Below are 21188 nucleotides of genomic sequence, written 5' to 3' on the forward strand. Positions count from 1 at the left end.
TTGAGCAACGCCTTGAGTTCCCCCTTCAGCCGCCACGTCGACGACCCGGCGCGCCTGCCTCCGTTCGAGCGCGTGCTGTCCGTCGCCGCGGACGCGTTGCTCGCCGCGCCCGCGGTCGACGGACTGCCGGTCGCCAGCCACAAGCAGGACCGGCTGGCGGCGCTCGCGCTGGCCGGCGGGCGCTTCCTCATCGTGTCGGCGGTGGACGAGGTCCATCGGCCCGACTGGTATCGCCTCGTCCAGGCCGGGAAGGCGAAAGGCCTGACCTATGCCGGCCACCTGACCGCCGCGCCCGAGGTCTTCGCCGCGCTGCTCGCTGGCGCGGCGACGCGGGTGAACGCCCCGCTGGAAGCCCTCGAGGCCACCGCCGACGAACGCCAGGCCGCCGAGACGGCCCGCGACATCGACGCCATGGTGGCGGGCTCCTCGCCGCTGGAATGGTTCCGCGCCATCGTGCAGCGCTGCCGCCTGGCCGGCGCGAGCGACCTGCACATCGAACTGCGGGGGCCGGTCGCGCTGGCCCGGGTGCGGCTGGACGGCCGCATGCGGGTGCTGGACCGCCATCCGGCGCGCACCGCCGTCGACGGGCTGTCGGCCGCCTACACGATGCTGGCCGAGGAGCGTTCCCGCACCGAGGTCGCCTTCAACGGCGCAGTGCCGCAGGCCGCGATGATCCCGCTGGAACTGCCCGGCCTGCGGCTGACGCTCCGGTACCAGAGCCATCCCGCGGTCGGCGGCATGGACGTGGTGATCCGCCTGTTGCGCGCCTCCGGCAGCGGTCGCGATGACGCCGCCGGATCACCCGACGCCGGACCTCTCGACGCCGGTCGACCGCGTCTGGCGTCGCTGGAAGCGCTGGGGTTCACGCCGTGGCAGGCCGGCCGCCTGCGCGAGGCGCTGGCCTCGGCCTGGGGCGGCGTGTTCGTCGCCGGAGTCACCGGCTCGGGCAAGACCACGACGCTCAACGCGATGATGACCATGCTGGCCCGCGACGGCTCGCGCAAGCTCTTCACCATCGAGGATCCGGTCGAGTACGAGACGCCCGGCGTCAGCCATCTCTCCATCCAGCGCGGCGCGGCGGGCGGCGCGGATCCGTTCCACGGCGCGATGCTGGCGTTCCTGCGCATGGATCCCGACGTCGGCCTGTTCGGCGAGATCCGCGACGGCCTGTCGGCCTCGATGGCGCAGGCCGCCATCCAGACCGGGCACAAGATCCTGTCGACGGTCCATGCGACCTCCGCGCTGGGCATCGTGGGCCGGCTCTCGTCGCGCCTGCTCGGACTGGACCGCGAGGACCTGTGCGATCCGGAGTTCCTCTCCGCGATGGTCTACCAGGTACTGATGCCGATCAACTGCGAGCACTGCAAGCGCCCCGCCGCCGCCGTCATGGGCGCGGACACGCTGCAGACGCTGCAGGCGGGTTTCGGCCTCGACCCGGACAAGATTTACTGCGCCAGCGCGCACGGCTGCACGCACTGCCGGCGGCCCGGCATCGACTACGGGGACGGCATGACCCCTGGACACCCCGCCGGCGCCGCAGGCGCCGGAGACCCCAAAAGCGCCCGAAGCGACCGGACCGCCCGAACCACTGAACGCGCCGACGACACCCACGACGGCACGGCCGGCGTCAAGGTCGGCGCGGAAGTGATCGTTCCGGACCTGCGTCTGCTGGACCTGCTGCGGCAGGGCCGGGACGCCGAGGCCCGGCGCCACTGGCGGCGCCGCCGCACGGCGCCGTTCACCGATCCGGACATGGACGGCAAGGACGCCTGGGGGCATGTGCTGTACGACGTCGCCCACGGGCGCGTCGATCCCTATCACTTCGAGCGGACCTTCGGCAGCGCGGCGCTGCTGGCCCAGACGCTCGCCGCCGACGATGCCTGAACCCGCCGCCGCGGACGTCGCGATCCGCCTCGGCCCGGTCCCCTGCCCGGACCACGATCGCGACCCTGCCCTCGACCTCGACCCACACTTCGACATGCGCCCGCCCCGATGACCCACCCGCTCGACTGGCTGCTGCTGCGCGCGGCGGCCCGGCGCCTGCGCCGCCGGCGCGGCGATTTCTACTACGACCTGGCCTCGGCGCTGGAGGATCGCGTCCCGCTCTACACCATCCTGCGCAAGCTCGAGGCCCGCGCCCGCCGGCGCTCGCGCGGCGACCAATTGCTGTACCGCCGCATGCTGCGCGCGGCGATGGGCGGCTCGCTGGCCCGCGCGCTGCACGGCGTCATGCCGCCGACCGAGCTGCTCATGATCGACGCGTTGCAGGGCGGCGGCGATGAGCGCCTGGCCCAGGGCCTGCACTTCCTGTCCGGCACCGTCGAGAAGGTCGACGGCATGTTCCGCGCGGTGCGCAAGGCGGTGGCCTATCCGCTGCTGCTGCTCGGCGCGATGACCGCCATCCTGGTGGCCTTCTCGCTGCACGCGGTGCCGGTGCTGGCCGATCTGATCGCCCCGGAGCGCTGGCCGCCGCTGGGGCGCGCGCTGTACGCGGTCGCGTGGACGATCCGCCACCACGGCCTGACGCTGGGCGCGGCGGTGCTCGTCGCGGGCGGGCTCTTCGTGTGGTCCCTGCCGCGCTGGCAGGGCCGCACGCGACGCTGGCTGGACCGGCACCCGCCGTTCAGCCTCTACCGCGATTTCTCCGGGGCGATGCTGGTGATCTCGCTGTCGTCGCTGATGCGGGCCGGCGTGTCGCTGCGGGCGTCGCTGGAGCGCGCGGGCCGGTTCAGCGCCCCGTGGATGCGCTGGCACCTGCGGCAGATCCTGTCGCGATTGTCCGGACGTGAATCGGCGCAGTTCGGTCGCGCCTTCGCCACCGGCGTGCTCAACCCCCGCATGGAGGAACGCGTGCAGGACGCCGCCGAGCGCCGCGACCCCGTCGCCGCGTTCGTGCGGATCGGCATCGGCTCGATCGATCGCCTGCAGCTCGGCATCTCCGACTCCGCCGCGCGCCTGAACGGGCTGCTGATGGTCGCCGCGGCCATGCTGCTGCTGTTCCTGCTCGGCGGTTTCCTGAGCACCGTCATGGAGGCGCAGAGCAGCCTTCAATCCGACATGGGGGGCCTGTGAGGCGCGCGATCGCGGCGGCGATGATGGCGCTGGCGGCCGCGATGCCGCCGCAGGCTCAGGCTCAGGCTCAGGCTCAGGCTCAGGCTCAGGCTGGGAAAGTGCCACCGGTCGGAAGGACGGCGCGCTTGAACGACGCCCGGTTCGACCGCTGCTTCCAGCTCGCGGGAAATCGCTACGGCGTTTCGCCGCTGCTGCTGAAGGCCGTCGCGCGCCAGGAGTCCGGCCTGAACCCGGCCGCGGTCCATCGCAATGCCAACGGCTCGACCGACATCGGCCTGATGCAGATCAACTCCTCCTGGCTGCCCGTGCTGGCGCGGCATGGCGTCAAGGAGGACGACCTGCGCGTGCCCTGCGCCAACATCCTGGTCGGGGCGTGGATCCTGGGCAGCAACTTCCGTTCGATGGGGCGCACGGTCGATGCGCTGGGCGCCTACAACGCGCGCGATCCGGCCAAGCGGTTGGCCTATGCGCATCAGGTGCTGCGGCGGTACGCGGCGCTGCGCGCGGAGCTCAGTCTCCGCGCTCCGATGATCCCGACGCCTCCGCGTCCCCCGACGGCGGACCGCCCACCCGCGCGATCATGACCTGGTCGACGCGGTGGCTGTCGACGTCGACGACCTCGAAGCGCCAGCCGTGCCATTCGACGACGTCGGTGCGCTTGGGGATGCGGCGCAGCATCACCATCAGGAAGCCGGCCAGCGTGTCGTACTGGCCGTGGTGCGGGAAGTCGTCCACGCCCAGCGCGCGCTGCACGTCGGGGATGGGCGTGATGCCGTCGGCCAGGAAGCTGCCGTCGTCGCGCCGGATGATCTGCTGCTCCTCCTCGGCGGTGGAGACCAGCGAGCCCATCACCGTGCTCATCACGTCGTTCAGCGTGATGACGCCGACGACCAGCGAGTACTCGTTGACGATCACGGCGAAGTCCTCGTGCGCGTTCCTGAAATGCGTCAGCACCTCGGCCAGCGTCAGCCGGTCCGGCACGATCAGCACCTTCTTGACCAGCGCGGGCTCGGCGCGCAGCGAGATGATCTCGCCGCGCAGCACGCGCTGGAACAGGTCGGTCGCGTCGACGTAACCCACGACCTGGTCGATCTCGCCGGCGCAGACCAGGTAGGTCGAATGCGGCGAGTCCGCGATCCGGGTGCGGATCAGCGCCTCGTCGTCGTCGAGCGAGAAGTAGACGACGCGCTCGCGCGAGGTCATGGACGACTCGACGGTGCGGGTCTCGAGCTCGAAGACGTTCTCGATCACCTGCTGGTCCGCCGCCGAGACGACGCCGGCGCGCTGGCCCGCCGCGGCCAGGGCGAGGATGTCGTCGTGGGTGATCGTGTTGTCCGGGCTCATCGGCCGGCCCAGCAGCCGCAGCAGGCCGTCGGCGACGTGGTTCAGTCCCCAGGCCAGCGGCCGCAGCACGAGGGTGAGGAACAGCATCGGCCGGATCAGCGCCATCGCGACCCGCTCGGGTTCGTTCATCGACAGCCGCTTGGGCAGCAGGTCCGCCAGCACGACGAAGAGGATGGTCACGCAGGTGAAGGACAGCGCGAAGGCGGCGCGCTGCGCGGTGTCGATGTCGATCAGCGGGCGCAGCAGCGATTCGAAATGCGGCGTCAGCGCGCCCTCCCCGACCACGCCGGCCAGGATCGCCAGCGTGTTCACGCCGATCTGCACGACGGTGAAGTAATAGCCGGGCTGTTCCTGCACCTTCAGCACCTGCGCGGCGCGGTGGTCGCCCTCGTCCGCCAGCTGCCGCAGCTTCAATCGCCGCGACGCGGCCAGCGAGAGTTCCGCCATCGAGAAGAACGCGCTGGCACAGATCAGCAGGAGGATGAGCAGCAGGCTGGAACTCAAGGCGGCTTTCGGAATGGGGGAGCCGCCAGTGTAGCGGGCGCCTCCCGCGGCCCGGGTGGCCCGTCCAGGCCAGAAACCCCCTCGGCGCCGACCCGTGAAGGCCCCGGGTTCACCAGGCTGGTGCGGGTGCGCGGCTTGCTTGGGGCCCATGGACTCGCTTGAATCGGGCTTTCACAAGGAAAATTCTGCCGATGCATGCCTCGCCAGCCGGTTCCGACGGCCTCCCCTCCGCGCCGATCCCCGCGCCACTTCCGGCGCCGCGCCGCCGCCATTTCCTGGACGGCGGCGGCGAGATGGGCGAACGCATGCGCGCGCTGGACTGGAGCGCCACGCCGCTCGGTCCGCCGGACGGCTGGCCGGGCGCGCTGAAGACGGTCGTGCGGATGATGCTGGACTCGCGCTACGCGATGTGGATGGCGTGGGGGTCGGAGATGACCTTCTTCTGCAACGACGCCTACCTGCCGACGCTGGGCATGAAGCGCGAATGGGCGCTCGGGGCGCGTTCGCAACAGGTCTGGGCCGAAGTCTGGGACGCCGCGTACAGCCGCATCCGCCATGTGCAGGCGACCGGCGAGGCGACCTGGGACGAGGGGCTGCTGCTGTTCCTGGAACGCAGCGGTTTCGCCGAGGAGACGTATCACACCTTCTCCTACAGCCCGGTCTACGACGACGAACTGCGCGTGAACGGCATGCTGTGCGTCGTCACCGAGGTCACGGACCGGGTGATCGGCGAGCGCCGCCTGCGCGTGCTGCGCGACCTCGCGACGCGCACCGTCGGCGCGGACCAGCCGCACGAATGCGCGCGGCGGGCCTGCCACGTGGTGTCCGACTATCCGATGGACCTGCCGTTCGCGGCGCTCTACCTGGACGAACCCGGCGGCCAGACCGCGCGACGCATCTGCTTCAGCCTCCCCGGCGGCGCGGGGGCGGAGGGGGCCGATGTCCCCTTCCCCGAGCTCATCAGCCTGCTCGATCCGCCGGACGGCTGGCCGTTGCAGGATCTCGCCGCGGGCGGCGCGGCACGCGACCTGCCCGACATGCCGGCGCTGGGCGTGTCGCTGACGCTGCCGCCCTGGCCCGAGACGCTGACGCGCGCCGTGCTGCTGCCGCTGCGCAGCGCGGGCAAGGACCTCGCCGGTTTCCTGGTGCTGGGCGTCAGCCCGCGCCGCCCGCTGGACGAGGACTACCGCGATTTCCTGAACCTGGTCGCGGGCCAGGTGTCGGCGGCGCTCGCCGACGCGTCCGCCTACGAGGCGGAACGCCGTCGCGCGGAATCGCTGGCCGCGCTCGACCGGGCGAAGACGGCCTTCTTCTCCAACATCAGCCACGAGTTCCGCACGCCGCTGACGCTGATGCTGGGCCCGCTCGAGGAACTGGTGACCGCGCCCCGGCCTGGACGGCCCGGCGCGGGACCGGCTGGCGCTGGTGCTGCGCAACGCCACGCGGCTGCAGCGGCTGGTCAACACGCTGCTGGATTTCTCGCGCATCGAGGCCGGCCGCTCGCAGGCGCGCTACCAGGCGAGCGACCTCGCGGCGCTGACGCGTGACCTGGCAAGCACCTTCCGCTCCGCGATGGAGCGCGCCGGGCTGGCCTTCGAGGTCGACTGCGCGCCGCTGGGCGCGCACGCCTACGTCGACCGCGAGATGTGGAAAAGATCGTCCTGAACCTGCTGTCCAACGCCTTCAAGTTCACGATGCGGGGGCAGGTGACGGTGCGGCTGCGTGAATCCAGACGTGAACCCAGACGTGAACCCGGCGGCGAGCCGGCCCTCGCCGTGCTGGAGGTGGCCGACACCGGCACCGGCATCCCCGCGGACGAGTTGCCGAAGGTCTTCGATCGTTTCCATCGCGTCGCGGGCGCGGGAGGGGCGCACCCACGAGGGGTCGGGCATCGGGCTGGCGCTGGTGCAGGAACTCGTGCGCCTGCACGGCGGCCGGATCGAGGTCTCCAGCGTCCATGGCGAGGGCACGCTCTTCCGCGTCCTGCTCCCGCTGGGGTGGGAGCACCTGCCGCCGGAGCACGTCGAACGCCTCGAGCGGGCGGAGGAGCGCCACGGGCGCGCCGGCGTCCCCGCGTCGCCAGCCAGCACGACCGGCGCGCGGGCCTACGTCGACGAGGCGCTGCGTTGGCTGCCCGCGCCGGAGCCGCTGCGGGAGGCCGCGCCCGGCCACGCCGGCGCCGATGGCGTCGACACCAGCCGCGACCCGGGCGCCGGCTGGCCGGCGGCGGACCAGCGCTTCGCCGCGACCTTCGGCGCGCGGGTCATCGTCGCCGACGACAACGCCGACATGCGCGCCTACCTGCGCGACCTGCTGTCGCCGTACTACGCGGTGGAGCTCACCGCGGACGGCCTGCAGGCCCTGGAGGCCGCGCGGCGCGAGCCGCCGGACCTGCTGCTGAGCGACGTCATGATGCCGAGGCTGGACGGCCTGGCGCTGCTGGCGGCGATCCGCGCGGATGCGCGGCTCGGCGGCGTGCCGGTGGTGCTGCTGTCGGCGCGGGCCGGCGAGGAGGCCCGCATCGAGGGCCTGGACACCGGCGCCGACGACTACCTGATCAAGCCGTTCTCGTCGCGCGAGCTGCTCGCGCGGCTGGGCGCGCTGCTGGAACTGCGGCGCCTGCGGCAATCGTCGGAGGCGGCATTCCGGCTGCGCACCGAGCAGTTCGAGACGCTGCTCAACGAGGCGCCGATGGGCGTGTTCCTGGTCGAGCACGACGGGACGGCGCTGCGCCTGCGCGAGGCCAATCCGACGGCGCGCGCGGCCTTCGGCGGTCCGCCGGAGCTGGTCGGCGCGCTGATCGGCGAACGATTCGACGCGCTCGTGGAGCGGCAGTGGGGCCATCCGCTGTCGGACCAGATCGTGTCCCTGTTCCAGCGCACGCTGGAGACCGGCGACCCGTACCACACGCCCGAGTTCATCCAGGAGCGCAGCGACCTGGGTGTCATCGAGGCCTACGAATGGCAGATCAGCCGGATCCCGCTGGCGGACGGCGCGCCGGGCGTGGTGTGCTACTTCCGCGAGATCTCCGCGCATCTGAAGGCGCGGCGGCGGCTGGAGGCGGCGGACCGCCAGAAGGACCAGTTCCTGGCGATGCTGGCGCACGAGCTGCGCAATCCGATCGCGCCGATCCGCAGCGCGGGCGACGTGCTGTCGCGTCTGGGCCTGCCGGACGAACGCTCGACGAAGATGGTGGACATCATCCGCCGTCAGGTCCAGACGCTGACGCGGCTGGTGGACGACCTGCTGGACGTCTCGCGGATCACGCAGGGCCGGGTGGAACTGCAGTGCGGGCCGGTGCTGCTGTCGGAGGTCATCGCGCAGGCGGTGGAGACGGCGGAGCCGCTGATGCGGGAGCGGCGCCACCACTTCTCGGTGACCACCGGCGGCTTGCCGGTGCGCGTGCACGGCGACCTGGCCCGGCTGGTGCAGTGCGTGGCCAACGTGCTGACGAACGCCGCGAAATACACCGATCCGGAAGGCCGGATCGAGCTGGCGATGAGCGAGGAGCCGTCCCCGTCCGGCGGCCCCGGCATCGCGCTGATCCGCGTCAGCGACAACGGCATCGGCGTGCCGCCCGCGCTGCAGGCGACGATGTTCGACCTGTTCGTGCAGGGCGACCGCGCGCTGGACCGCTCGCAGGGCGGGCTGGGCATCGGCCTGTCGCTGGTGAAGCAGCTGATCGGCATGCACGGCGGCAGCGTCTCGGTGCACAGCGAGGGCTCCAGCCGCGGCGCGCGGTTCGAGCTGCGCCTGCCCCTGCTCGTGCCCTCGCCTGCCTGACCCGCCAGTGCAGACGTGCGCCGTGACGGCGCGCGGGGGATGTGGGCCGGCGTGAACCGCAGGGTTCGCGCGTCGTACTCATTCCGGGCTCGCATCGCGCCTCCGCCCCGTCGGCCAGGCGCCGTGCCGGCGCGCTGGACCTCGTCCTCCAGTGGGTCGGCAGGCTGGCCCCACGGCGGGCCCCGGGTCCGAGTCACAAGCCTCGTTCCCACTGGAGTTCCCCCATGTCTGCACCCCCTCGTCCCCGATCGTCGGGCAAGTCGGGCACGCTGGCCGGCGTCCGCCGCAGCCGCCTGGGCGTGGCCATCGGCGCGATCTCGCTCGCCTGCTGGGTGTCCGGGCCGGCCACGGCATCCGCCGACAACGGCGTGGCGCCGGGGACCGGCGGCGAAGGGCGCCTCGGCCCATCGCCGTTCAGCGCCGTCCCGAACAATTTCACCGGCACGGGCGGCGATGCCGGCGGCCAGGGCGGATCGCCGGGGATCAACCGGGTGCGGAACAACAGCGTGAACGGCACCGGAGGCCAAGGGTATGGCCTCGGTCCCAACGCCCCCACGGTGCAGGGCGGCGCGGTCGGTCTTCTGATCTCGACGGACACCGGCGTCACCGCCCTGCGTCTCGGCGGCAACGGAAAGGACGGACCCGATGCCGGCTTCCTGCGCTTCCACGGCGCCTCGGGCGGCGGCGGGGGCGCGGGGGTGTTCGCCACCTCGCCCCTCGCGCTCGAGGTCACCGCCGCCGGCGGTGTGGCCGGCGGCAACGGCGGCGCCGGCGGCACCGGGCAGCCGGGTTCCACCAACAGCGCCAAGGGCGGCGGCGGGGGCGGCGGCAACGGCGTCACGATGTCCGGCGGAGGACTGCTCACCAACGCCGGCACCATCGTCGGCGGTGCCGGGGGCCGTGGCGCGGGCAGCTCGGACATCAGCGCCCGTGCCGCGGGCGGCGGCGGAGGCGGCCACGCCGTCGAGGGCGCGAACCTCACGCTCATCAATCGAGGCACGCTGACCGGCGGGGTCGGCGGGGCCAGCGGCGGCTACCAGGCCCAAGCCGGCGAGGACGGCGCCGCGGTCCACTGGAGCGGCGGCGACAACCTCCTGCGGCTGCAGTCCGGCTCGGTCATCAACGGCGCGCTGTGGGTCGGCACCGGCGCCACCGCGACGCTGAGCGTGGAAGCTGCGGTCGCACCGATGAACGGGTGGCTGCTGCTGGACGGCAACGCGACGATCGACACGGCGGCGGACCTCTCCCTCGGTGGCCCCGTCACCGGCGCCGGCCAGTTGACCAAGACCGGCGACGCCGTGTTGACGCTGTCGGGCAACGGCAGTTTCTCCGGCGGCCTCATGATCGGCGGCGGCGAAGTGCGTGCGTCCGCGCCGGCGCTGGGCACCGGCGCGATCCGCAACGACGCCCTGTTGCGCATCGACACCGCCACGGATGCCGCCCTGCCACAGGATCTGACCGGCACCGGCCGCTGGGTCAAGCAAGGGAGCGCCGCCTTGACGCTGGGCGGCACGACCCGCCTGGACGGGCCGCTGGACATCGCGCAGGGCCAGTTGGCGATCGGCGCCTCGGGCACGCTCGCCGCCGCCGCGCTGGCGCTCACCGGCGCCGACAGCCTTCTCGATCTGACGGCCACGGCCGGTGTCACGACGATCGGCGGCCTGGACGGCGTGGCGGGCTCGACGATCCGCACCGGTGCCGCCGCCCTGGTCGCCGGCGACGCGTCGGACCACGCGTTCTCGGGCACCGTCACCGGCCCCGGAGCGTTGGAAAAACGCGGCAGCGGCACGCTGACACTCGCCGGCGCCAACGCCTATGCCGGCGGCACGACGATCAGCGCCGGCACCCTCGTGGGCTCGGCCGCGAGCTTCGGCAGCGGCGCGATCGTCGACAACGCCGTGCTGCGCATCGACCAGTCCACCGATGCCGATTGGGTGAACGCCGTCTCCGGCGTCGGCAGCGTCGAGAAGCGCGGCGCCGGCACCTTGACCTTGCAGCAGGCCATCGATGCGGCCGGTGGACTGAGCGTGGTGGACGGCAGGATCGTCGTCGCGCAGCAGGCGCTGCTGGGCACTGGCGCGGTGACGGTCGGCGGCCAGGGTCAGGTCGTGCTCCTCCTGGCCGCCGACACGGCCTTGCGCCACATCGGCGGCGACGGACTCGTGGCCGTCGATCTTGGCGACACGAATCGCCTGCTGACGATGAGCGCGGTTCCTGCGGGCGCCACGGCCTTCACGGGCACGCTGGTCCTGGACAACGCCGGCCTCGCGCTGACGGGGCCGGGGGCCGAATCGCTCTCCGCCGCCGCGCTGCGCGTGGATGCCGGCGGCCGGCTGCTCGCCGGGGCGGACACCGGCTCGATCGGCACGCTGCGGATGAACGGCGGATCGATCCGTTTCACGCCGGCCGCCACGGACGACGCCACGAGCGTGCGACCGTTGCTGATCACTCGTTCACTGGACCTGTCGGGCAGCGGCACGATCCAGGTCGAGCTGGACCTGCATGGCGCGCCGGCCGCCGACTCGATGGGCCCGCTGCTGGCGCGTGATGACGGCGTGTCGCTGCTGCTGGCACGCACCGCCCCGGGCGGGCAGGTGCTGGGCGATGGCGCCGGGCTCGGCCTCGTCGGCATCGATGGTCAAGCCGTCGGGAACACCACCGTCGGCGAGGTCGTCCAGGGCGGGCAACGCGTGGCCCTCACATCGACGCGTTATGGCCTGTCCACGGGCGCGGCCCGGGACGGTCTGTACCTGACCGCCCGGCTGCTCGGTGTCGACGTGCTGGCCGGCCGGGAACTGACGCTCACGGCGCCGGCCGATGCCGACGGCACGGCGCGGGAGCTGTCAGTCCCGCTCGGCGGCGCGGGCGGCGTGGCCATCGACGCCGGAAGCGGCAGGACCATCCATCTCTCCAGCCTGGACAACACGTATGCCGGCGGCACGCGGCTGATCACGGGCACGCTGTCGCTGGCGGGCGGCAGCCTGCCCGAAGGGAGTGTCGTCACCTTCCAGGGCGTGGGCACCGGACTGGATCTCGGCGCCGCGGGGCGACCGCAACGCCTGGGCGGCCTGGACGGCGGCGACGCGTCGGGCAGGCTCCGCCTGGGCGCGCAGACGCTCACGCTGGAGACCGTCGGCGACCATGCGTTCGCAGGCACGATCGACGGTGCCGGCGCACTGGTGAAGACAGGTCCGGGCACCCAGACGCTGACAGGGACCAACACCTACGGCGGTGGCACCACGATCAACGCCGGCACGCTGGTGGGATCGACGTCCAGCTTCGGCGGCGGCGACATCCGCAACGACGGGACATTGATCCTGGACCAGGCCGTCGACGGCACGCTCGCCAACACGATCTCCGGCGGCGGCACGGTCTCCAAGCAGGGCGCGGGGACCCTGACGCTGAGCAGCACCATCACCGGCCCCGGCCCACTGCGCATCGAGGCCGGCACGCTCCGCACGGACCTGGCCCGCCTCGGCACGGGCCCGCTCGTGAACAACGCCGTGCTCGAGCTCGACGTCCCGCGCGGCGCGCTGCTGGACAGCCGCCTGAGCGGCACCGGCCAGCTCGTGAAGACGGGCGCCGGCGACCTGACGCTGGAAGGCTCGCAGGCCGCGGGCGGCATCAGCGTCCGCACCGGCGGCCTCATCGTCGGTGCCGCCGCGGACGGCAGCGCGCTGCTGCGCGGCAACGTCGACATCGGCGCCGGTGCCCGGCTGCAAGGCAAGGGCACGATCGACGGCAATGCCCGCGTGTCGAGGGACGCGACGCTGCAGTTGCTGGCGGCCAGCGCGGCACTGCGCATGAAAGGCGACCTGCACCTGGACCCGGGCGCCCGGTTGAACGTCCCGCTGGATGCCACGAGCCGCCAGCCGGCCCTGATCGTCGACGGGAAGATGACCGTGGAGGGCGCGTCGCTCCATGTCGATGCGGAGGACGGCGACTGGAGACCCAACGAGCGCGTCGATCTGCTGCGCAGCGGCGCGGTCGACGGCCGGTTCTCCGCCGTCGACACGAACCTGGCCTTCCTGACGCCGACGCCCGAGTACACGTCGCAAGGCGTCGCGCTGGTGATGCGACGCAACCAGGTCTCCTTCGTGGACCTGGCGCAGACGCCCAACCAGAAGAGCGTGGCCGGCTCGCTGGTGTCGCACGAGGACACCGCGCCGGCATCGGATCTGCTGGTCAAACTGCCCCGCAACGAGGTCGGAGTCGCGTTGGAAGACCTGGCAGGCGGGCTGCAGGCGGGCGCTCTCAATGCGCCGGCGATGGCCGCGGCGCAGCAGCGACTGGCGTTGAATCGCCAGTTGCGCAACGCACTGGGAACACGGCCCCCGACGGACTCGGGTCGCGGCCTGTGGGCCACGGTCTACGAGTCGCGCGGCACGCTGGTCGGCGACGCGGTCGACACGCTCGGCGCCACGTCCGACGGGCTGCTGTTCGGCATCGATCTGTGGAGCGCGCAGGACGCCCGCCTCGGCGTCGCGATCGGCGCGGATCGGCAGACGGTGGCCAGCAACGGCGACGACCGCGCGGACGTGCGCTCGGGCTCGCTGGCGCTGTATGGCGGCCTGGCGTGGCACGGCTTCAACCTGCGGGGCGCCCTCTCCTACGCGCAGTCGCGTGTCCAGACCGGACGCGTGGTGGTCAGCGGCGGGACCGTCGCCGCGCTGAAGGCGAGCGAACGGGCACGTCACGCCGAGGGCTTCATCGAAGTCGGTCTGCCGGCTCGCCTGCCCTTCGGCCAGATCGAGCCCTTCTTTCAGGCCGGCCGCTTCGTGACCTGGGCGGACGGCTTCAACGAGCGCGGCGACGCCGCCGCGGCACTGACCGGCGGCAAGGCGCGCGACAGTCGTTCCTTCGGCATGGCCGGCCTGCACGGGAACATCGACGGGTGGGTCGCGCTGGGCGCCTCCTGGGGCCTGCAGGCAACGGCGGCCGTGCAGCACCTCGGAGGACCGGCCACGGTCACCCGGCGCGTCCGCTTGCCGGGCGCGGACAGCTTCGTCACCAGCGCGCCGTCGGGCGCCGGCACGGGGGGTGCTGGCCGACCTGGGCCTGACGGTTCAGCCGCGTCCGGGCATGACCCTGGCCCTGCACGCCGCGCACGGAGAAACCGGCGGCAGCCGCGAGAACAGCGTGCGCGTGCAAGGCGTCTGGCAGTACTGAGACCCGCGCTCAGAGTCCCAGGAGCTTCATGCCCTGGGTCAAGGTCTGGCGGCTGGTCCAGTAGTCCTTCCACGGATCGGCCTTCTGGAAGCTGAGCCGGTCGCGCGCGTTGGCGAGGGTCCACTGGTCGCCGCGCTTGACGTCGTCGAGCTCGTCCCAGTCGATCGGCATCGACACGCCCAGGCCGGGGCGCGCGCGGACCGAAAAGGCGCAGGCGGTGGTCTGCCCTTCCCCGTTGCGGAGGTAGTCCGGGAAGATCTTCCCGACGCGGTTCTTCGGTCCGCTCTTGGCCGAGAACTTCTTCGGGAAGGTCTCGGCCAGATGCTGCACGAGGGCCTGGCTGAAGGCCTTCGCCGTCGCATGGTCGTGGCGCCGCGCCAGCGGGACCACCACGTGCAGGCCCTTGCCGCCGCTGGTCTTCAGCCAGCTCCGCAGGCCGAGTTCCTTGAGCAGCGCGCGTGTGATGCGCGCCGCGTCCACGACCGCGGGGAATGCGACGCCCTCGCCCGGGTCCAGGTCGATGATGAAGCGGTCCGCGCGGTCGAGCTTGTCGTCCTGCGCGTTCCAGGTGTGGAACTCGATCGCGTTCATCTGCGTCAAGTGCATCAGCGCGGCCGGATCGGGAAGGACGATGAGCGCGTCGCCCTCGACGTGCTTCTGGAAGAACAGCTGGCCCTCGACGCCGTCGGGCGCGCGCACGATCGCGACGGGTCGCCGCCCCAGGTGCGGTTGCATCCACTCGATCACGCTTTCGTAGAAGCGGATCAGCTCGATCTTCGTGTGGCCGGTGGACGGATCGATGACGCGCTCCGGATGCGTGATGCGCAACTGTCCGGAAGTGGCCGAGGTCGATGCGTTCGCCTTGCTCGAACGCTTGGCCGTGGTCTTGGCCGTGGTCTTGGCCGCCGCGCTCGAAGACCCGGAGGACTTCGGCGCCTTGACCGCCTCGGCGGGCTTGGCCGATTCCCGCCCGATGTCCTTCGGCGCCTTGTCTTCGCGCTCGCCCTGGAACGATGCGTGGCGCACGTGGCCGTCCGGCGTCCACTCCGCGAAGGCGACTTCGACGACCCGCGTGGGCTTCACCCAGCGCGCGACGCCCCCGGCGCGGCCGGTGATGCGGGCCCAGTGACTGCGGGCGATGGTCTGTTCGTCGAAGTGCGGCGTCTTGACTTCGATCGCCGTGAGCTGCCGGTGCATCTCGCCGGCCTGCTTCAGCGACCAGCCGGTGCCCACACGCCCGGCGTAGCGGAGTTCGCCGTCCTCGTAGTAGCCGAGCAGCAGGCTGCCCAGTGCCTTCGCGCCGTCGGACCGGTCCGTGAAACCGACGACGACGAACTCCTGCCGCAGCTGGCACTTCAGCTTCACCCACGCGTCGCTGCGGGCGGACACATAGCCGCTGTCCGGCCGCTTCAGGATCAGCCCTTCGAGCCGCATCTGGCACGCGGCGGCGAGCATCTCCTCGGGCGGCACCGCGAAGTCCTCGCTGAAGCGCAGGCGTTCGCCCTCGTGGCCGGCCATCAACGCGCGCAGCACGGCGCGGCGGTGGATCAAGGGCACTTCGCGCAGGTCGTGGCCGTTCAGGAACGGCAGGTCGAAGAGGAAGTAGACGATGTCCTCGTGTTGCGTGCGCTTCGGATGGCCGATCGCGTTCTGCAGCAGGTTGAAGTCGGGCGCGCCGTCGTCGCGCAGCACGACGATCTCACCGTCCAGCCAGCCGCTGTCGATGTCGAGGCCTTTGATCGCCTCGGCGAGCGACGGCAGACGGGAGGTCCAGTCGTTGCCGCCGCGCGTCATCAGCCGGACCTTGCCCTTGTCGACCCGTGCCATCAACCGGTAGCCGTCGAACTTCGCCTCGGCGATCCAGTCGCCGGGCGGGGTCGCGCTGACCAAGGTGGCGAGTTGCGGCGTGAGCTCGGCGGGCAGCCGCGCCTTCTTCGCGCGGCTCAGGTCGGGTTCGGCGCCATCGCCGATGCCGGTGGACGGGTCGTCGGATCCGCCCGCTGACACGCCATCGGCCTTCACCGCCTTGGCGGATCCGGTGGGCTTGGTGGGCTTGGTCGATTTGGCAGGCTTGGCGGGCTCCACGCCACGCGCCGCCGCCCGTCCCAACGGATGCTGGATGACGCTGTCAGGCAGCTCGACGGTGACGTCGAACTCGGCATGCGGACGCTCCAGGCCATCGTGCTTCTTGATCAGCAGCCACTGCTCGCGCTTGGCGTCGCCGCGCGAGGTCCGGATCAACTGCCACAGCCCGGCCAGTTTCTGCCCGTGCAGGCGGAACACCAGCTTGCCGTCGCGCAGTCCGTCGTGGGGATCGCCTTCGGGCGTCCAGGTGCCGTTGTCCCAGACGATCACCTCGCCGGCGCCGTACTGCTTCGGCGGGATCGTGCCTTCGAAGCCGCCGTAGGACAGCGGGTGATCCTCGACGTGGATCGCCATGCGGCGTTCCTTCGGGTCGTACGACGGCCCCTTGGGGACCGCCCAGCTCAGCAGCACGCCGTCGAGCTCCAGTCGGAAGTCGTAGTGCAGGTGGCTGGCCCAGTGCTTCTGGATGACGAAGGACAGCGCCTGGGCCGACGTCGTTGCCGATGTGCTGCCGCGGGCCGGACGCTTCGCCCGCGGGCGGGCAGGCCCCGCGTCATGTCCGGCATCGTCCGGCTCGGGCGTGATGCGGAAGTCCCGCTTCTGGCGGTAGCGGGACAGCGGATCCTGGCGCGCTGCGGTCGGCATCGAACGGCTCCTCGCTTGTCCGCGGCGCTCAGGCCGCCTTCTTCTTCGACTTCCCGCCGAGGCTGCGGCGCAGCAGCTCGGTGAGGTCGACGACGTTGCCGCCCTCGCCCGCCGATTCGGGCGCGGCCTCGAGCGGCGTGACGGTCTCCGTCTCGCCCTCGTCGACCTTGCGCGCGATCAGCGCGCGGATCGCGGCGGTGAACTCGTCGTGGTAGTCCTCGGGGTGCCAGTCGTTGCTCATCTCGTCGATCAGCTGGCGCGCCATCTGCAGTTCGGCGGGTTTGAAGCCATGCGCCGACTTGCCCTCGGCGGGCAGGTCGAGGTCGTCGCAGGGGCGGATCTCGTTGGCCCAGCGCAGCATGCCGATCATCAGCGCCGGTCCCGCGGGCAGCAGCGCGGCCAGGTGTTCCTTGCTGTGGATCACCAGCCGTGCGATCGCGATGAGGCCGGCGTCCGCCATCGCCTCGCGCAGCAGCGCGTAGACCTTGCCGGACTTGCCGATGGGCTCGAGGTAGTACGGCTTTTCCAGGTAGACGAAGGACACCTGGGTCGCGGGGACGAAGGTCTCGATCTCGATGGTCTGCGTGGTGGTCGGATAGGCCTTGCGGATCTCGTCGTCGGAGACCAGGACGTAGTCGCCGTTCTCCTGCTTCACGCCCTTGACGATCTGCGTCTTGTCGATGTCCTTGCCGGTGCGCTTGTTGATGCGCTTGTAGCCGACCGGGTCCATGGTGCGCTTGTCGAGCCAGTCGAAGTCGACGCGCTGGTCCCGGGAGGCCGGATACAGCGCCACCGGCACGTGCAGCAGACCGAAGCTGATCGCGCCCTTCCAGATCGCGCGGCGCGCGGCGGGAGCGTCGTCGCTGTCGCCCCGGGTCGACGCCGCGTCGGCGGATTTGCCCCGGGCCTTGGGGTGCGCCGCCTTTGCGGGCGACGCCCGGTCGGCATTGGAAGCGCGCTTGCGGCTCGCGCCGGAGGTGCTCCGACTGGCCGGGCGCGGGGCCGGTTTGCGGCTGCCCGTGGAGGACGTGGAGGTGGTTCTGCTGGGCATGGGGACCTCGACGGCGGATTCGATGGAATCCACTCATCGGCAAATCGCGCGCCCGTGAACCGAGGGAGGCCACGCCGGCACGGGCATCCGGCTTGCTCTGTCCTGGGGATGGAAACACCGCCGTTGCGAGGCCATCATGTCCCCGGAAGCCCACGCCATGCTGCTTGTCCGCCCCTCCTCCGACGTCCCCGATCCGGAGTCACGTGCCCGGTTGCTGATGGCTGTTGAGCAGCGATTCCTGGATCGGCGCGATGCGGGCCGACAACTGGCGAGCCGTCTGACGGCCTACGCGCATCGCGACGATGTGACGGTGCTGGCGCTGCCGCGCGGCGGCGTGCCGGTGGCGGCGGAGATCGCGCGGGCGCTGGAAGCGCCGCTGGACATCCTGGTCGTGCGCAAGCTGGGCCTGCCCGGACAGCCCGAGTACGCCATGGGCGCCATCGCCTCGGGCGACGTGCGCGTCCTCAACACGCAGGTGCTGCAGCAGCTGGCGATCAGTTATTCCGCGATCGACCTCGTGACCCGCGCCGAGACGCGCGAGCTGCACCGGCGCGAGAAGCTCTATCGCGGCGACCGGCCGATGCCACCGGTCGACGGCCGACAGGTGATCCTCGTGGACGACGGCATGGCGACGGGCGCGTCGATGCGCGCGGGCGTGCAGGCGCTGCGGGAATTGCGGCCGGCGAGGATCGTCGTGGCGGTGCCGGTGTCGTCGGCGGAGACCTGCCACCTGATCACGCAGAACGCGGACGAGGTCATCTGCGCGCGGACGCCGGAGCGCTTCCGCTCCGTCGGGCAGTGGTACGAGCGGTTCGAGCAGACGACGGATGAGGAGGTGCGGCGGTTGTTGGCGACCGCACCCGAGCTGTCGACGACGGCCAGGGATTAAGCGACCAGTTCATGTAGCTCACCCCAGGTGAGCGGACTGGCCTCTCCCAAAGGCTGGATGAAGGGGTGTGCGGCCAGAAAGGCTTGGAACTCGACATCATCTCCAAGTCGTGGGCGCTCCACACTTGGCTGCAAATCCATCTCCTCCTTGCGCGAATGCCAGATGGCATACACCCGGCCAGGCTGGAAGCGGTGGAACGATTCATAGCTCAGGCCATGCACGAGATGGCCATATCGACGGAAGAGCTCGAGCGCCATTCGGCGCGACGACTCGTAGCCCGGCTCAAGTTTGCCTTCGAGACCGAGAACATGACGGTTCGGCCCATCGATGGGTATGAAGAGCCCCGGCTGCCGCATCCTGAATCGGACAACACGAAGTTGTGTGGCCACAGAGGGTTTCCAGAAAATCTGATTGGACCAGCAGTCCCAGAACAGGGCGCGGACTTCCGTCGCGCACGACTGGACGTTGGATGCCGTGTAGAGCACCGCAAATTCATTCTCGTGACCGACGGGCGGATCGATATGATTGTTTCGAAATCGAGCCGGAGGTGGATTCCAGTCGGCATCGGGATGATCGTAGGCACGAATCAGCGTGACAGTGCCGGGATCAACCAGTTCCAGGTCCAACTCCCGGCCGTTGAACAGAGGTACGCCGAGCCACTTCTGGGTGGATGTCATCGGACCCTCCGATGCTGCAGTTCGTCCTTGACTGCCCCGAGCACTGACCCGAGCCGAAACTCCGGCGATTGCAGGAAGAGCCAACTGGCCTCGCGCTCCGGCAATGCATCGTACAAACGATGCCCGAGGAGCACTTCCAGCGGCGTCGCCCAGGCGAGCATGCGCGTTGGCACGCGAAAGAAGGACCCGATATCCCGCGAGTCCATCCATGCGTCGCCGGCGTCGATCGCCTCGAAGAATCGACCCAGTATCGAGCGCAACGGTGCTCCGGCCACGCCTGGCAATGCCTGGAAGAGACCGAAGAGCGGGTAGGACTGGGATGCCGCCACGAAGCTGATGACTTGCCGGGCAGTCTCCAACTTCGTGACGACATCGGGGTCGACCTTCAGCAGCGCGGCCAGTTGTTCCCTGGAGCCGAACGTCGTGGCAAGGAGGAACACGTTCGGATCAACCTCGGGAGCGGGCTCGGTCGGAAGGGTAAGCGCTGCGTTGGCTGCAGGCGCCATCCATGGACGCGGCCTGCTTGCCGCGGGTTCGAGAATTTCCATCACTTCAACACCGTGCCCGTTGCCGGGTACACGTCCATCAACACACACGTCTTCACTGTGCCGATGGTGCGCTTGTCACGCCATGACTGAAAGTTCTGCGAACGGGCCAGCGACCTAGATGAACGCGGAGTCCCGATGACACGAATTTGCGCCTGGTCGTCCAAGTGGGCCGGTCGGCGGCGCCCAGACCGCCTGCCGGAATGAGCAACGGGCACCTTGCGGGTGCCCGTTGCTCATTCGAAGGCGCGTTCGGCGATCAGCTGAACAGGCGTCTCGCCACCGCGCTGCCCGCGGCGAGATCGCGCGCGGCCAGGGACTTGTAGAGCTCCGACAGTTCCTGTCCGATCGACTGGAACGCATGCAGGTTCAGGATCTGGTTGCGGTCGTCGCAGAGGTCGGCCTCGAAGTCGCGGGCCAGGTTGCGCGCCGATTCCTGCCAGGTCGCGAACGGCTCCAGCGCCTCCGGCGTCTGCAGCACGTCCAGCGACAGCGTCAGTTCCCGCAGCGCCGAGGCTTGCGGGTCTTCCGCCAGGGCCGCCTGGGCATCGAAGTTCAGCGTCAGCAGCGGCGGCGCGCCCTCCTCGGCCGCCGGCATCACCAGCCGGCCGGGAATCGATCCGGGCACGAACCCGTGCCGCAGCGCCCCCTGCTGCACGAAGCCCAGCGTCCACGCCGCGCCACGCGCCTTCAGCACGATCGCCAGCTGCGCGTCGTGGCCCGCCGCGAACTGGTCGAGCTCACGCGCCCGGCCGACGACGTCCAGCATGTCCGGGAACTCCGGCATCGCACCGATGCCGTCCGCGAAGCCCTGGATCTTCTGCACGAACTCCGAGTACTCGATCTCGTTGAGCGCCCCGCTGCGGTTGGCCATCTGCAGCCCCGCCTGGAACTCGCCGTAGCGCTGGCCCGGATGCGGCAGTTCCCACTCGCCGCTGTCCGCGTTCAGGCCTTCGATGTGGAACGGCTTCGTGCCCGCGCGCCGGCTGCCCGGCAGGTGCGACAGCGCCATCTCGCCGCTCACCGGCGACTCCGGCGTCATCGTCGCGATCGCGTCGATCAGCGCGTCGATCCGCGTCGACGCCTTGCGTGCCCGCGCCATCGCCGGCACCGTCTCGTCCAGCGTGCGCAGATCCATCGTGCGCGAGTCCACCGCCTCGCCGTCGGCCGTGCCGTCCAGCGTGACCGGCGACTGGCCCGTCGCGGCGCCACCAGCGCCCAGGCTGGGCTCCTGGCGGTCGCCCGCCGGCACGATCGGCTCGGCGCGCCGCGGGCCCGCCTTGCGCGCGCTCCACCAGCCCTGCGCCAGCAGCCCCACCAGCACCACGCCGCCCAGCGCGGCCAACAGCGTCGTCAGGTTCCAGTCCGTCGTCATCGCTCATTTGCTCCTGCGGCCCCGCGCGCCTCGTGCGCCTCGTGCGCTT

General features: G+C 71.1%; 13 protein-coding genes and 1 pseudogene. 8 read left to right on the top strand and 6 right to left on the bottom strand.

All coding sequences use genetic code 11. The features are described 5' to 3' along the window. The first annotated feature begins 12 nt into the window (after window positions 1-12). The 3 genes from ACFJIX_RS25140 to ACFJIX_RS25150 all read left to right on the top strand — a co-directional run bounded on the left by ACFJIX_RS25140 (window position 13) and on the right by ACFJIX_RS25150 (window position 3656). Window positions 13-1884, top strand: a complete 1872-nt coding sequence (locus tag ACFJIX_RS25140; protein WP_377155361.1) for a GspE/PulE family protein — start codon at window positions 13-15, stop codon at window positions 1882-1884. A gap of 108 nt (window positions 1885-1992) precedes the next feature. Then, complete coding sequence (locus ACFJIX_RS25145; RefSeq protein WP_377155362.1) at window positions 1993-3072, top strand: hypothetical protein; 1080 nt, start codon at window positions 1993-1995, stop codon at window positions 3070-3072. Between the two features lie 125 nt (window positions 3073-3197). Next, on the top strand, window positions 3198-3656 hold the full coding sequence (locus ACFJIX_RS25150) for a lytic transglycosylase domain-containing protein (RefSeq protein WP_377155363.1): 459 nt from the start codon (window positions 3198-3200) through the stop codon (window positions 3654-3656). On the opposite strand, the gene ACFJIX_RS25155 is transcribed toward ACFJIX_RS25150, so the two are convergent. Then, window positions 3583-4935: a hemolysin family protein gene (locus tag ACFJIX_RS25155; protein ID WP_377161956.1), complete on the bottom strand. Its 1353-nt coding sequence runs from the start codon at window positions 4933-4935 to the stop codon at window positions 3583-3585. The genes ACFJIX_RS25150 and ACFJIX_RS25155 overlap by 74 nt on opposite strands. A gap of 176 nt (window positions 4936-5111) precedes the next feature. Here ACFJIX_RS25155 and ACFJIX_RS25160 point away from each other — a divergent pair, with 176 nt between their 5' ends. The 4 genes and pseudogenes from ACFJIX_RS25160 to ACFJIX_RS25175 all read left to right on the top strand — a co-directional run bounded on the left by ACFJIX_RS25160 (window position 5112) and on the right by ACFJIX_RS25175 (window position 13967). Beyond that, window positions 5112-6467 carry a GAF domain-containing protein gene (locus ACFJIX_RS25160; RefSeq protein ID WP_377155364.1) on the top strand — a complete coding sequence of 452 codons (1356 nt, stop codon included), beginning with the start codon at window positions 5112-5114 and terminating at the stop codon, window positions 6465-6467. 147 nt (window positions 6468-6614) lie between these two features. Further along, window positions 6615-6855, top strand: a pseudogene (locus tag ACFJIX_RS25165) (ATP-binding protein); the annotation flags it as partial. A gap of 354 nt (window positions 6856-7209) precedes the next feature. After that, window positions 7210-8703 (top strand): ATP-binding protein, encoded by a 1494-nt coding sequence (locus ACFJIX_RS25170; protein ID WP_377161958.1) that lies wholly within the window; start codon window positions 7210-7212, stop codon window positions 8701-8703. A 224-nt stretch (window positions 8704-8927) separates the two neighbouring features. Continuing rightward, window positions 8928-13967, top strand: coding sequence for an autotransporter-associated beta strand repeat-containing protein (locus tag ACFJIX_RS25175; RefSeq protein ID WP_377155365.1), 5040 nt, complete (start codon window positions 8928-8930; stop codon window positions 13965-13967). On the opposite strand, the gene ligD is transcribed toward ACFJIX_RS25175, so the two are convergent. Both ligD and ACFJIX_RS25185 read right to left on the bottom strand, forming a co-directional pair. Continuing rightward, window positions 13882-16602, bottom strand: a complete 2721-nt coding sequence (gene ligD, locus ACFJIX_RS25180; RefSeq protein ID WP_377155366.1) for a DNA ligase D — start codon at window positions 16600-16602, stop codon at window positions 13882-13884. The genes ACFJIX_RS25175 and ligD overlap by 86 nt on opposite strands. A 28-nt stretch (window positions 16603-16630) precedes the next feature. Further along, window positions 16631-17653 (bottom strand): Ku protein, encoded by a 1023-nt coding sequence (locus ACFJIX_RS25185; RefSeq protein WP_377155367.1) that lies wholly within the window; start codon window positions 17651-17653, stop codon window positions 16631-16633. A 217-nt stretch (window positions 17654-17870) separates the two neighbouring features. On the opposite strand from ACFJIX_RS25185, the gene ACFJIX_RS25190 reads away from it, so the two are divergent. Continuing rightward, window positions 17871-18542 (top strand): phosphoribosyltransferase, encoded by a 672-nt coding sequence (locus ACFJIX_RS25190; protein ID WP_377161960.1) that lies wholly within the window; start codon window positions 17871-17873, stop codon window positions 18540-18542. Here the strand turns inward: ACFJIX_RS25190 and ACFJIX_RS25195 are convergent. The 3 genes from ACFJIX_RS25195 to ACFJIX_RS25205 all read right to left on the bottom strand — a co-directional run bounded on the left by ACFJIX_RS25195 (window position 18539) and on the right by ACFJIX_RS25205 (window position 21139). Next, window positions 18539-19219, bottom strand: coding sequence for an RES domain-containing protein (locus tag ACFJIX_RS25195; RefSeq protein WP_377155368.1), 681 nt, complete (start codon window positions 19217-19219; stop codon window positions 18539-18541). The genes ACFJIX_RS25190 and ACFJIX_RS25195 overlap by 4 nt on opposite strands. Further along, window positions 19216-19767 carry a hypothetical protein gene (locus tag ACFJIX_RS25200; RefSeq protein ID WP_377155369.1) on the bottom strand — a complete coding sequence of 184 codons (552 nt, stop codon included), beginning with the start codon at window positions 19765-19767 and terminating at the stop codon, window positions 19216-19218. Before ACFJIX_RS25200 ends, ACFJIX_RS25195 begins: the two co-directional genes overlap by 4 nt. A 256-nt stretch (window positions 19768-20023) precedes the next feature. Further along, on the bottom strand, window positions 20024-21139 hold the full coding sequence (locus ACFJIX_RS25205; protein WP_377155370.1) for a cell division protein FtsZ: 1116 nt from the start codon (window positions 21137-21139) through the stop codon (window positions 20024-20026). Between the last annotated feature and the right edge of the window lie 49 nt (window positions 21140-21188).

This window comes from Roseateles sp. UC29_93, from assembly GCF_042695725.1.
GTDB lineage: Bacteria > Pseudomonadota > Gammaproteobacteria > Burkholderiales > Burkholderiaceae_C > Roseateles > Roseateles noduli_A.

Excerpts from the sequence above, each read along its gene's own strand:
- ACFJIX_RS25145 (WP_377155362.1), top strand. The coding sequence starts at position 1,993 with ATGACCCACCCGCTCGACTGGCTGCTGCTGCGCGCGGCGGCCCGGCGC.
- ACFJIX_RS25160 (WP_377155364.1), top strand. The coding sequence starts at position 5,112 with ATGCATGCCTCGCCAGCCGGTTCCGACGGCCTCCCCTCCGCGCCGATC.
- ACFJIX_RS25170 (WP_377161958.1), top strand. The coding sequence starts at position 7,210 with ATGCGCGCCTACCTGCGCGACCTGCTGTCGCCGTACTACGCGGTGGAG.
- ACFJIX_RS25175 (WP_377155365.1), top strand. The coding sequence starts at position 8,928 with ATGTCTGCACCCCCTCGTCCCCGATCGTCGGGCAAGTCGGGCACGCTG.
- ligD (WP_377155366.1), bottom strand. The coding sequence starts at position 16,602 with ATGCCGACCGCAGCGCGCCAGGATCCGCTGTCCCGCTACCGCCAGAAG.
- ACFJIX_RS25185 (WP_377155367.1), bottom strand. The coding sequence starts at position 17,653 with ATGCCCAGCAGAACCACCTCCACGTCCTCCACGGGCAGCCGCAAACCG.
- ACFJIX_RS25190 (WP_377161960.1), top strand. The coding sequence starts at position 17,871 with ATGGCTGTTGAGCAGCGATTCCTGGATCGGCGCGATGCGGGCCGACAA.
- ACFJIX_RS25195 (WP_377155368.1), bottom strand. The coding sequence starts at position 19,219 with ATGACATCCACCCAGAAGTGGCTCGGCGTACCTCTGTTCAACGGCCGG.
- ACFJIX_RS25200 (WP_377155369.1), bottom strand. The coding sequence starts at position 19,767 with ATGGAAATTCTCGAACCCGCGGCAAGCAGGCCGCGTCCATGGATGGCG.
- ACFJIX_RS25205 (WP_377155370.1), bottom strand. The coding sequence starts at position 21,139 with ATGACGACGGACTGGAACCTGACGACGCTGTTGGCCGCGCTGGGCGGC.